The sequence below is a fragment of the Paeniglutamicibacter antarcticus genome (assembly GCF_039544305.1).
Classification (GTDB): domain Bacteria; phylum Actinomycetota; class Actinomycetes; order Actinomycetales; family Micrococcaceae; genus Paeniglutamicibacter; species Paeniglutamicibacter antarcticus_C.
Window position 1 is genome coordinate 72,354 of sequence record NZ_BAABLK010000094.1, and the last position, 12,042, is coordinate 84,395.

A 12,042-nucleotide genomic window follows, 5' to 3' on the forward strand; every position below is an offset into this window, starting at 1 on the left:
GCATCATAGAGCCCACGGGCAGTCCCATGTCAGTGAATGCCGTGATCGTCACATCTGCGCAAATGGGGCAACCACGCCCAGACATGGAAGAATGGAACCCATGGCAGAAGACACCTTGGGCACAGACACGCCCGTCATCGTTTCCGTTCCGGACAAGCCCGTTCTTGAGGGCCTGGAGGAACGCCTCGACGCCCGGTGGCGCGAGCAGGGCACCTACAAGTTCAATCCCGACACCAGTCGCGAGCAGGTGTACTCGATCGACACTCCCCCGCCGACCGCCTCGGGCTCGTTGCATGTGGGACACATGTTCTCTTACACGCAGACTGATGTGCTGGCCCGCTACCAGCGGATGAACGGGAAGAACGTGTTCTACCCGATGGGCTGGGACGACAACGGGCTTCCCACCGAGCGCCGGGTTCAGAACTACTACGGTGTGCGTTGCGACCCGACATACCACTACGTCCAGGGCTACACCCCGCCGGCGACTCCGGCGAAGAACCAGCGCGACTGGGACGTCGTTTCGCGCAAGAACTTCATCGAGCTTTGCGAGGAACTGGCAGTCGAGGATGAGAAGGTCTTCGAGCACCTCTTTTCAACCCTTGGACTGTCCGTCGACTGGGACTTGACCTACCGCACCATCGACGATGTCTCGCGCTCCGTTTCGCAGCGTGCCTTCCTGGCAAACCTGAAGGCCGGGGATGCGTACATGTCCGAGGCCCCCACCTTGTGGGACGTCACGTTCCGCACGGCCGTTGCCCAGGCGGAGCTCGAGGACCGCGAAGTTCCCGGGGCATATTACCGCTACCCGTTCACCGCCGAGGACGGCACCCAAATCTTTATCGAGACCACCCGCCCCGAGCTGCTTGCAGCCTGTGCCGGGCTGGTGGCCAACCCGGATGACGACCGCTACAAGCCGCTCTTCGGCAAGACCGTCACCTCACCGCTCTTCGACGTCGCTGTCACCGTCTATCCCCACGCATTGGCAAAGGCCGACAAGGGGTCGGGAATCGCGATGGTCTGCACCTTCGGCGACTTGACCGACGTGACCTGGTGGCGCGAGCTGCAGCTGCCGACCCGTGCCATCATCGGCCGCGACGGTCGCGTGATCGCCGAGACCCCCGACTGGATCAGCACCGAGGCCGGCCGCGAGGCCTACGCGAAGATTGCCGGCAAGACGGTATTCTCAGCCAAGGAGGGCGTCGTAGCACTGCTCACCGAAGCCGACCTGCTAGACGGCGAACCCAAGAAGATCAGCCACCCTGTGAACTTCTTTGAAAAGGGCGACAAGCCCCTGGAAATCGTTTCCTCCCGCCAGTGGTACATTCGCAACGGCGGGCGCGACGAGGAACGCCGCGAACGCTTGATCAAGCGCGGGGAACAGATCCAATTCCATCCCGCGTTCATGCGTTCGCGCTACGAGAACTGGATCTCTGGCCTGAACGGTGACTGGCTGGTCTCGCGCCAGCGCTTCTTCGGAGTACCGGTCCCTGTCTGGTACCCGTTGGATGACGCCGCCGAACCCGACTACGAGAACCCGGTGTTGCCTACCGATGAGATGCTGCCGGTCGATCCGGCTGCGGACATCGCCCCGGGATACGAGGAATCGGCGCGCAACCAGCCCGGAGGTTTCGTTGGCGACGCCGACGTTCTCGACACCTGGGCCACCAGCTCGCTGACCCCGCAGATCGTGGGCCGATGGTCTCGGGACGAGGACTTCTTCGCCAAGGTCTTCCCCTTCGATCTGCGCCCGCAGGGCCACGACATCATCAGGACCTGGCTCTTCTCAACCGCGGTGCGTGCCGATGCACTGCACGATGTCGCCCCGTGGAAGCACGCCGCGATCTCCGGTTGGATCCTGGATCCGGACCGGAAGAAGATGTCCAAGTCCAAGGGCAACGTGGTGGTTCCAACCGACGTGCTCAACGACTTCGGGTCCGACGCGGTGCGCTATTGGGCGGCCAGCGCCAAGCTGGGTGCAGACACCGCGTACGAGATCAACCAGATGAAGATCGGTCGCAGGCTGGCGATCAAGATCCTCAACGCTTCCAAGTTCGTCCTGAACTTGGGTTCCACCGAGGCCAACGTGCTCGCCGGCAACGCAGACGTGGTGACCAACGGCCTGGACAAGTCCCTGCTGGCCCGGCTCTCCCAAGTCATCGACGACGCGACTCGCGCATTCGATGCCTACGACTACGCCCGGGCGCTGGACATCACCGAATCGTTCTTCTGGTCATTCACCGACGATTACGTCGAGCTCATCAAGGACCGTGCCTATGGTGCACGCGGCGAAGCGGAACAAGCATCGGTGCTTGCGGCGTTGGCCACCACGCTTGATGCCGTACTGCGCCTCTTTGCCCCGTTCATGCCCTTCGCCACCGAAGAGGTCTGGGGTTGGTGGCGAGCAGGCTCGGTGCACCGCGCACCGTGGCCGGGTTCGGCGCATTTGGCCGGAGCCATCGAGGGCGCAGACACCACTGTGCTCCCCGTTGTCGGCGAGGCGCTCTCGGGTATCCGCAAGGCGAAGTCCGAGGCCAAGGTCAAGCAGCGCACCGAGGTTCTTTCCGGGGTCATCTCCGCCCCCGAGGGAACCCTCGAGTTGCTGCGTGCAGGACTCGGTGACCTGTTGGCTGCGGGCAATGCGCACGATGTGACCCTTGTTGCCGCAGAGGGCGAGTTGAGCGTCAGCGATGTTGTGCTGGCACCGGCCGAGGACACCGTCCAAGCCTGACCCTGCGGCCTGAAGGCTCACGCTGACGGACGACGATGGCGCCGCATCCTTACCCCCTGACGGGGTTTGGTGCGGCGCCATCGTCGTTGCCATCCAGGATCATTCCGGCAATGATGCGTATTCCAGTTATCCGCACGCAAAGAAAACAAGGCAAGTACAGGACCCAATCTTCTTGATTAAGTCCTGTACTTGCCTTGGATCATTGGGGCTCACCCAAATTGACAGCCGTTTACGATGTTTTTCTCAACGCTAGTTGGCCTCGACGTCGAACTGCGGGCTCTCGGTCCTCGAACGCTTGATCTCAAAGAAATACGGGTACGACGCCAGACCGACAGCAGAGTCAAAGAGCTTTCCGGCAATCTCGCCGGTTGGTACCCGGGTGATGACGGGACCGAAGAAAGCCGTGCCGTTCAGGGCAATGATCGGGGTCCCGACCTCCTGGCCTACCCGGGAAATACCGTCCTCGTGGCTGGCCTTGAGCGCCACGTCGTACTCGGTGCCGTTGGCGGCTTCGGCCAGTTCCGGCTCCAGTCCAACTGTGGCCAAGGAACGGGTCACGACCTCGGTGAGGTCCGAGACCTTTTCGTAATGCAGCAGTTCGCCCATGGCGGTGTAGAGGTCCCCTAGGACATCGTTGCCATGTTTCTGTGCCGCAGCGGTCAGGACACGGACAGGACCCCAGGCCTTTTCCACGTGTTCGCGGTATTCCTTGCTGATGTCGTCCCGGCCCTCGTTGAGCACCGAGAGCGACATGACGTGCCAGGCGATCTCGACGTCGCGCACCTTCTCCACTTCCAGCACCCAACGAGAGGTTGCCCAGGCGAACGGGCATGTTGGATCGAACCAAAAATCAACGTGTGTCTTCTCGGACAAGTTACTGCTCCTTCAATTGCTTTCCATGGCCACGGGGACCCCGGTCTCGTGGTGCGACGAAGCCAAGGTGGTGGCGGTGGGGTACTAGGCGGACTTCTTGCCGCGTTTGTCGGCGAGCTGAGAGGAAATCAAGGTGGCCTCGTCCCCGTTGAGCACTACGTCCTCGGTGATGATGACCTCCGCGACATCGTCGCGGCTGGGCATTTCGAACATGGTGGCGCTGAGGGTTTCCTCCAGGATCGCCCGCAGGCCGCGCGCTCCGGTGCCACGTGCCAGCGCCTGGTCGGCGATTGCTTCGAGTGCACCTTGCTCAAAGGTCAGTTCCACGTCATCCATGCGGAACATCTTCTGGTACTGCTTGATCAGCGCGTTCTTGGGCTCGGAGAGGATCTTGATCAGCGCTCCGCGGTCCAGCTTTTCCACGGTGCTGATCACCGGCAGGCGTCCAATGAATTCGGGGATCAGCCCGAACTTCAGCAGGTCCTCGGGCCTCACGTCGGAGTAAGAGGCCTCTTCGGACTTCAGCGCCGAAAGCGGTGCGCCGAAGCCGATCCCCTTGCGTCCGGCACGGGAGGAGACGATGTCTTCAAGCCCGGCAAAGGCACCGGCAACGATGAACAACACGTTGGTGGTGTCCAACTGGATGAACTCCTGGTGCGGGTGCTTGCGTCCGCCCTGCGGCGGCACTGAGGCAACGGTTCCCTCGAGGATCTTCAGCAAGGCCTGCTGGACGCCTTCGCCCGAAACATCTCGGGTAATCGAGGGATTCTCGCTCTTGCGCGAGATCTTGTCGATCTCGTCGATGTAGATGATGCCCTGCTCGGCCTTCTTGACATCGAAGTCAGCGGCCTGGAGGAGCTTGAGCAGGATGTTCTCCACGTCTTCGCCCACATAGCCGGCTTCGGTCAGCGACGTTGCGTCGGCGACGGCGAAGGGGACGTTGAGCCTGCGGGCGAGCGTTTGTGCCAGATACGTCTTGCCACAGCCGGTGGGGCCGATGAGCAGGATGTTGGACTTGGACACCTCGACTTCGTCGAAAGAGTCCGTGTCGGTGAGCGTCGAAACGGATTTCGAGGCCGCACCGCCCTGGATGCGCTTGTAGTGGTTGTAGACAGCGACGGCTAGCGAACGCTTGGCGCTTTCCTGCCCGATCACGTACTCCTGCAGGGAGTCGAAGATTTCCTTCGGCTTGGGCAGCTCGAACTCAACACCCTCTTCGACCTCGACCAACTCTTCTTCGATGATCTCGTTGCAGAGCTCGATGCACTCGGTGCAGATATAGACGCCGTGGCCGGCAATTAGCTTGCGAACCTGCTTCTGGCTCTTGCCGCAGAAGGAACACTTGAGCAGATCAGACCCTTCACTCATGCGTGCCATCGTGTTGGTCCCCTTATCTGGTACCGGAAGAAGCCGGTCCGAGAGACCGGAAATGCTTAACTGGCTTAACTCTATGGCAGAGTGCCGACGGAATGGGTGAACGGGCGGCCCGTGGTTCGCGTTTCCGCGCTTTCACGGGACCACCCGTTCATCGTTTTGCGATCTTTAGCTGGTGATGCTGCCCGTGGCCTTGATCTTGCGCGGGGTCAAGACTTCGTCGATCAAGCCATATTCCTTGGCATCGGCCGCGGTCATGTACAGATCGCGTTCGATATCGTTGCCGATCTCTTCCGGTGTCTTGTTTGTGTGGCCGGCAAGGGTCGATTCGAGCCATGAACGCATGCGCATGACCTCTTCGGCCTGGATCTGCAGGTCCGATGCGGTTCCACGCTCTCCGCCGCCCATGGACGGCTGGTGGATCAGGATCCGCGCGTTGGGCAATGCCAGACGCTTGCCGGGGGTTCCTCCGGCAAGGAGCACGGCCGCGGCGCTGGCTGCCTGGCCTAGGCATACCGTTTGGACCTCGGGGCGCACGAACTGCATCGTGTCGTAGATCGCGGTCATCGCGGTGAACGAGCCACCTGGTGAGTTGATGTACAAGGTGATGTCGCGCTCGGGGTCCATGGATTCAAGGACCAAAAGCTGGGCCATGACGTCGTCGGCCGAAGCGTCGTCGACCTGGGCACCAAGGAAGATGATGCGGTCTTCGAACAGCTTCGCGTAGGGGTCCTGGCGTTTGAACCCGTAGGGGGTGCGCTCCTCGAACTGAGGAAGGATGTAGCGTGCCGACGGCATCTCGCCGGAGGTCGCATCTGGGGTGAAGTTCATCGTTTCTCCTGGAAAATCTATTGGTTCTGCCGGATTCCGTCGCGCTACTTCGCTGCGACCCCGCCGCCACCGGAAACGATGCCGGAGGACTGGGCGATGTGGTCGAAGAACCCGTATTCTAAGCCGTCGGTGGCGGTGAACCACTTGTCGCGCTCGTTGTCCTTCAGGATGGTCTCAACGCTCTGGCCGGTCTGTGTGGCGGTCAGTTCGCTCATGACCTTCTTCATGTGAAGGATCAGTTCGGCCTGGATGCGGATGTCCGAGGCGGTGCCGCCGATGCCGCCGGAGGGCTGGTGCATCAGGATGCGTGCGTTCGGGGTGGCGTAGCGCTTACCAGGGGTGCCGGAGGAGAGCAGGAACTGGCCCATGGAGGCGGCCAGGCCTGTTGCCACGGTGACGACATCGTTGGGAATGTACTGCATGGTGTCGTAGATCGCCATGCCCGCGGTGATGGAGCCACCCGGGGAGTTGATGTACAGGTAGATGTCCTTGTCCGGGTCTTCTGCCGAGAGCAGGAGCAACTGGGAGCAGATCGCGTTGGCGTTGTCGTCCCGGACCTCAGAGCCGAGCCAAATGATCCGCTCCTTCAGGAGCCGGTTGTAGATGTAGTCCTCACGATTGGCCGGATCTACCGAAGCCATAGTGGGAGTGCGGGAGTCACTGGACATGTTCTGATACCTCTCCGTGATGCCGTGCCCCGATGTTCTGTCCGTCGGGCCAACGGCTCGTTACTTCCTTGAACATTACTGCCTTGGCCTACCACTTTGGAGGCGCAAGGGCGACTGTTCGCTGTCGGCGCATGGTAGCTGTGCGATGCATCGCCATCGGCTTAAAGCTGGGGTTAAATACAAGTGCGGAGCCACCTTCTGAAGGTGGCTCCGCACTTGGAAGCTACTCCCGCGTGAAGCGGTGCCGCGCTACTTGGCCGATGCCGCCGAAGCGGAGGAGGCCGAGGAGGCCGACGATGCAGAGGAGGCCGACGATGCAGAGGCACCGGATTCCTCGTCTTCGCCGGCCGGGCGAACGAAGTCGCTCAAATCAACGACGTTGCCGTTGGTGTCGGTGACGACTGCCAGTTCCAGGACCTTGGCAAGTGCCTTGCGGCGGCGAACTTCGCCAACCAGCATCGGGACCTGGCCGGCGCCGTCAAGCATCTGGGCAAATTCGTTCGGATCCATGCCGTACTGGCCTGCGGTCTGGACGATGTAGTCGATCAGCTCGGACTGGGCTACGCCAACCTTCTCTGCCTCGGCCACTGCATCGAGCACGATCTCGTTCTTGAACGCCTTCTCGGTGTTCTCACGAACCTCGGTGCGGTGCTCTTCGGTGTCGTGCTCTTCGCCCTCGTTGTGGGCGCCCTGCTCGAAGTGCTGCTCGACCTGCTCGGTGATGACCGATTCCGGAACCGGAACCTCGACGAGTTCCATGAGCTTGTCAAGGACGAGGTCGCGGGCCTCGACGCCCTGCTCCATGACCTTGGATTCGGCGGCGTCCTTGGCAAGCGACTCGCGCAGCTCGTCCATGGTGTCGAATTCTGAAGCCAGCTGGGCGAATTCGTCGTTGGTCTCGGGAAGCTCGCGCTCCTTGACTGCGGTGACGGTGACCTTGACCTGTGCGGTGGCACCTGCGTGCTCGCCGCCGGCCAGCGTCGTTTCGAAGGTGGCGTCTTCGCCTGCCGAGAGGCCGGTGACTGCCTCGTCCATGCCCTCAAGCATGGTGCCAGAGCCGACCTGGTAGGAAAGGCCGGTGGCCGAATCGACTTCTTCGTCTCCGACGGACGCGGTCAGGTCAAGGGTGATGAAGTCCTGGTCTGCTGCCGGGCGATCAATGGACTTCAGCGTGCCGAAGCGGCCGCGCAGGTCATCAAGTGCCTTCTCGATGTCGGCTTCGCCGGCTTCGGTGGCTTCCACGGTGACTTCCAGGCCCTTGTACTCCGGCAGCTCGATGCTGGGGCGGATGTCGATCTCGACCTGGAAAACCAGCTGGCCTTCACCTTCGGTCTCGGCCGAGGGGGTTTCGGTGATTTCCACCTCGGGGCGCGAGAGCGGAACGATTTCGTTCTGCGTGACGGCTTCCTGGTAGTAGGTGTTCATGCCTTCGTTAATGGCAGTCTCCAGGACGTGGCCACGGCCGACTCGCTGGTCGATCATGCGGGCCGGAACCTTGCCGGCGCGGAAGCCGGGAACCTGGATCTGCTTGGCGATGGTCTTGTACGCCTCTTCAATGCGCGGTTTCAGTTCCTCGTAGGGAACTTCAACGGTGAGCTTGACCCGGGTGGGGTTGAGGTTTTCGACGGCGCTCTTCACAGCGTTGCACTCCTGGTGTGTGATGTTTGGTCTAAGTGGACTTCAACCCCGCAACGGTAACCGTTGCGGGGTCGAAGGTACTGAGTCGGGGTGACAGGAGTCGAACCTGCGACCTCACGCTCCCAAAGCGCGCGCTCTAGCCAAGCTGAGCTACACCCCGATTAGCGCAGAAACAGTCTATGCAGAATTTGCGTGTTTCCACTAATCGGCCGTCGACCAGAAGTTTGGATTTCGTCAACGGCGCTGATCAACCATACAAGCATTCGCCCGAAAACAAAATTCGGCGTCCACCCAAGGGATATGGCGCATGTTTCCGCCTTATCCGGTAACCCGGGGCAATAGGGACTCGCTGCGAACCTCCTGCACCATGGTGGATCGAGAGATGAGAAGCGACGCACGGGTAAGGATTCTTTCGGGGTATCAAAGCCAAGTGTGAAACAAAAATGGCTTGGTTCCCTCTACGGGAACCAAGCCATTTCATCTTGGAGGGGATGACGGGAATCGAACCCGCGTCATCAGTTTGGAAAACTGAGGCTTTACCATTAAGCTACATCCCCGCATTTGCTTCACCTGGTCGGTGGCAACGGACAAAACCTTAGCACCCTAAATCCGCACCAAGCAAATCGGCCCGCAAAAGCACCGCGATCCTTGTCACCACCAAAGTTCGCACCCTCCACAACTAACCTGGCACCATCGTGACCGATGCGGCTTTTCGCAGCTTGATGGCCCTGGAGCCGGACCCCTCCGGGGAGCAACGGCAGGACTACGGGAAACCCGGTCCAACCAGGAGACTCCGCGAGGGCGAGGACAGTTACGGACGCGAGGAATCCGGTGATGCTGCACACGTTTGGGACCCACGTCGCCGAGGGGACATACATAACCTATGTAGGATGCATAAGCGCTCTTCGCCCCGGAGTCGCGCCGAAGGGGCAAGCGCCACTGCACCTGCCTTTCCGCTCATGTGTCCCATCCCCTTGCCCCAGTAGGAGCCACCAGATCAGTCGCCGAACCGCACCCCCTCGTTCTTCACCAGCAGTCGTCCCGAACGACAAGACCCGCTCGCCCCGCGCCATCGTCAGCACGTTGGCTTTTGTCGGCATCGTCGTCTCGCTCATGCAAACCCTGGTGGTTCCCCTGATCCCCCGATTGCCGAGCATGCTCAATGCCGATCCCTCCGACGCCTCGTGGGTGGTCACCGCAACGCTGCTTTCCGGCGCTGCCATCACCCCGATCGCCGGGCGGCTAGGCGACATGTACGGCAAACGGAGACTTTTGGTGCTCTCGCTGGTGGTCTTGGTGGCCGGATCGGGCATCTCCGCGATGAGCGAATCGGTGTGGCCGATGGTCATCGGCCGGGCGCTGCAAGGCATGGCAATGGGGGCGATCCCGTTGGGCATCAGCATCCTTCGTGATGAATTGCCACGCGAAAAGGTCGGGGCCGCGATCGCCACGATGAGCGCAACGATGGGCGTGGGCGGGGCGATCGGCCTTCCGCTGGCGGCCGTCATCGCCCAGTACGCCAATTGGCACACCCTGTTCTGGGTGGCGGCCGGACTCGGTGCGCTGTGCCTGGTGCTGGTGCTGACGGTGTTGCCGGCCTCCTCGCTGCGCGCCCCTGCCCGGTTCGACCTGGCCGGGGCCCTGGTCCTGTGCATCGGACTGGTTTCCCTCCTGCTGCCCGTTTCCAAGGGCTCCACGTGGGGCTGGTCCAGCCCGCTGACGCTGGGCATGCTGGGCGGCTCGGTGCTTGTGTTGGTGCTCTGGGGCTTCTATGAACTGCGCATCAAGTCCCCGCTGGTTGACCTGCGGGTGGCCGGAAGGGCGCCGGTGCTTTTCACCAACCTGGCATCGGTGGCCGTGGGCTTCGCCATGTACGTGATGACGCTGGTGTTCCCGCAGCTGTTGATGGCCCCGGCATCCACCGGCTACGGGCTGGGCTTCGACATGGTGCAGACCGGACTGGTGCTCTTCCCCGGCGGACTGGTGATGATGGCGCTCTCGCCGGTCTCAGCACGGATTTCGGCCCGCCGCGGGCCCAAGACAACGCTGATGCTCGGTTCCTTGGTGATCGGCCTCGGATACGTGCTGGTGTTGCTGCTCAACTCCCAGGCCTGGCACATCCTGGTCTCCTCGATGATCATCGGCGCCGGGATCGGGCTGGCCTATGCCGCGATGCCGAGCCTGATCATGGGAGCGGTGAAGCAATCCGAGTCCGCCGCAGCCAACGTGCTGAACGCACTGATGCGTGCGGTGGGCACCTCAAGCTCCGCCGCAGTGATGGGCGTTGTCCTGGCCGCCATGAGCGTGGGCTCCGGCCCCTTGGCGGTCCCGACGATGAACGGGTTCCGGGTGGCATTCGGCATTGCCATGGGTGCCTCACTGCTGTCCATCGTGCTCACCTGGCTGATTCCGCGTCACGGCAAGCTTGAGCGCGTCCACGGAAAACCGGCGAAGGTACCCGCGGAAACGAAGGCTTAGTCGCGGGCGGGCCGCTGGCAGTCCGGACACCAGTAGAGCTTGCGTCCGGCGGCCTCGGCCATCGAGATCTGCCCGGTGCACAAGCGGCAGGTGCGGCCCTGGCGCTGGTAGGTGTAGTAGGCGTTCTCCGGCCACACCGGGCCCTCGCCACGGTGTTCGGGGTGGGTGGTGATGATCTTCCCGTCGCGCACCCCGTCGGCCATGATCGCCACGATGTCATCCCACAGCACCCCCGCCTTGCGCGAGGAGATCTTGCTGCTTGGCTTGAACGGATCAAGGCGGGTGCGGAACAGCGTTTCGGCACGGTAGATGTTCCCCACCCCGGCCAGCAGCGACTGGTCCATCAATGCGATTCCGACCGGGGTCCTCCTGGCGGCTAGGCGGGAAACGAACTCCTTGCGTGCTGCCCGGGCCGCGGACTGGTGCCCGGCGGGGGTACCGCGGCCCTTGGACTGCTCGAACTCCCCGGCTGCTGCGGTGAGCGGATCGGGGCCGAGCTTGGTGCGGATGAGCGCGGCTTGTTCGATGGTGAGGACCTCGCAGGCGCTGGGCCCTCGCACATCGGCCCAGCCGTGCGCGGAGACCAGCCTGGCCCGGACCTGTCCAACCGGTTCCGGGGGCCCGGCATATGGCCCTTCCCCGGTATCCGGGCCCTGTTCGCTCTCCCCCACCTTGCGCGGGGCGCCGATGGAGGATGCCCCGGAGAATTCTTCATCCCCGCCGAAGCTCCACGCACCGTAGAGGCCAAGGTGCACGCGCAGCACCAGCTCGTTCTCGAAGCCCAGGAAGAGTTGCTTGCCGTGGGCATGCGAAGACACCAGCCGGTGTCCGTCGATCAGCCGGGCGCCAGGGGCGAATCGGCCCTGCGGGGAGGAGACACAGAGGACCTGCCCGCCAAAGACATCGTCGAATTGGCGGGCAAGGCGGTGTACGGAGTGGCCTTCAGGCATAGGTTCGGGCGGCCTTGGGCTAGGCCACGACCTCGCCGGTTTCCTCGTAGGTGGCGATTTTTGAAATGCGGCGGATGTGACGTTCGACGTTGGAGAATGGCTCGGTGAGGAACGCCTCGATAATGCCGGTTGCCTCTTCAATGGAATGCTGGCGCCCGCCGACGGCAACGACATTGGCGTCGTTGTGCTCGCGGGCCAGGCGGGCGGTGTCCAGATTCCATGCCAGTGCTGCGCGAACGCCAAGAACCTTGTTGGCGGCGATCTGCTCGCCGTTTCCCGAGCCACCGAGCACGATGCCCAGCGAGTCCATGCCGGACGCACGGTCGGCAACGACGGCCAGCGCGGCATTGATGCAGAAGGCGGGGTAGTCGTCCTCGGCGTCATAGGCGGTGGGTCCGTGGTCGATCATCTCGAAGCCCTTGGCACCCAGGTCCTCGATGAGGTGGGCGCTGAGCTCGAGGCCGGCATGGTCGGTGGCGATGTGAACGCGCATGTGAAAAGT

At 62.5% G+C, this 12,042-nt stretch carries 9 protein-coding genes and 2 tRNA genes; 2 read left to right on the forward strand and 9 right to left on the reverse strand.

The features are described 5' to 3' along the window. The first annotated feature begins 100 nt into the window (after nucleotides 1-100). Complete coding sequence (valS, locus tag ABEA12_RS18405) at nucleotides 101-2,728, forward strand: valine--tRNA ligase (protein WP_210100978.1); 2,628 nt, start codon at nucleotides 101-103, stop codon at nucleotides 2,726-2,728. A gap of 249 nt (nucleotides 2,729-2,977) precedes the next feature. Here valS and ABEA12_RS18410 read toward each other — a convergent pair whose 3' ends face one another. The 7 genes from ABEA12_RS18410 to ABEA12_RS18440 form a co-directional block, all read right to left on the reverse strand. Then, nucleotides 2,978-3,601, reverse strand: a complete 624-nt coding sequence (locus ABEA12_RS18410) for a mycothiol-dependent nitroreductase Rv2466c family protein (protein WP_210100979.1) — start codon at nucleotides 3,599-3,601, stop codon at nucleotides 2,978-2,980. 84 nt (nucleotides 3,602-3,685) lie between these two features. After that, nucleotides 3,686-4,978, reverse strand: a complete 1,293-nt coding sequence (gene clpX / locus ABEA12_RS18415) for an ATP-dependent Clp protease ATP-binding subunit ClpX (protein ID WP_210100980.1) — start codon at nucleotides 4,976-4,978, stop codon at nucleotides 3,686-3,688. Between the two features lie 165 nt (nucleotides 4,979-5,143). Further along, nucleotides 5,144-5,806, reverse strand: a complete 663-nt coding sequence (locus ABEA12_RS18420) for an ATP-dependent Clp protease proteolytic subunit (RefSeq protein ID WP_210100981.1) — start codon at nucleotides 5,804-5,806, stop codon at nucleotides 5,144-5,146. Between the two features lie 44 nt (nucleotides 5,807-5,850). Continuing rightward, entirely contained in the window at nucleotides 5,851-6,447 is a 597-nt protein-coding gene (locus tag ABEA12_RS18425; RefSeq protein ID WP_210102573.1) for an ATP-dependent Clp protease proteolytic subunit, read from the reverse strand. A 276-nt stretch (nucleotides 6,448-6,723) separates the two neighbouring features. After that, entirely contained in the window at nucleotides 6,724-8,112 is a 1,389-nt protein-coding gene (gene tig, locus ABEA12_RS18430; protein ID WP_210100982.1) for a trigger factor, read from the reverse strand. Nucleotides 8,113-8,197: 85 nt separating this feature from the next. After that, a tRNA-Pro gene (locus tag ABEA12_RS18435) sits at nucleotides 8,198-8,272 on the reverse strand. Nucleotides 8,273-8,595: 323 nt separating this feature from the next. After that, nucleotides 8,596-8,669, reverse strand: a tRNA-Gly gene (locus tag ABEA12_RS18440). Nucleotides 8,670-9,195: 526 nt separating this feature from the next. Between ABEA12_RS18440 and ABEA12_RS18445 the strand changes: the two genes are divergently transcribed. Beyond that, the gene (locus ABEA12_RS18445) at nucleotides 9,196-10,590 is read left to right on the forward strand and encodes an MFS transporter (RefSeq protein ID WP_345469237.1); all 1,395 of its coding nucleotides are present in this window, start codon (nucleotides 9,196-9,198) and stop codon (nucleotides 10,588-10,590) included. Here ABEA12_RS18445 and ABEA12_RS18450 read toward each other — a convergent pair. Beyond that, entirely contained in the window at nucleotides 10,587-11,540 is a 954-nt protein-coding gene (locus tag ABEA12_RS18450) for an Fpg/Nei family DNA glycosylase (RefSeq protein WP_210100984.1), read from the reverse strand. The two genes, ABEA12_RS18445 and ABEA12_RS18450, sit on opposite strands and share 4 nt — an antisense overlap. A gap of 19 nt (nucleotides 11,541-11,559) precedes the next feature. Beyond that, nucleotides 11,560-12,033, reverse strand: a complete 474-nt coding sequence (locus ABEA12_RS18455) for a ribose-5-phosphate isomerase (protein ID WP_210100985.1) — start codon at nucleotides 12,031-12,033, stop codon at nucleotides 11,560-11,562. Nucleotides 12,034-12,042: the final 9 nt, after the last annotated feature.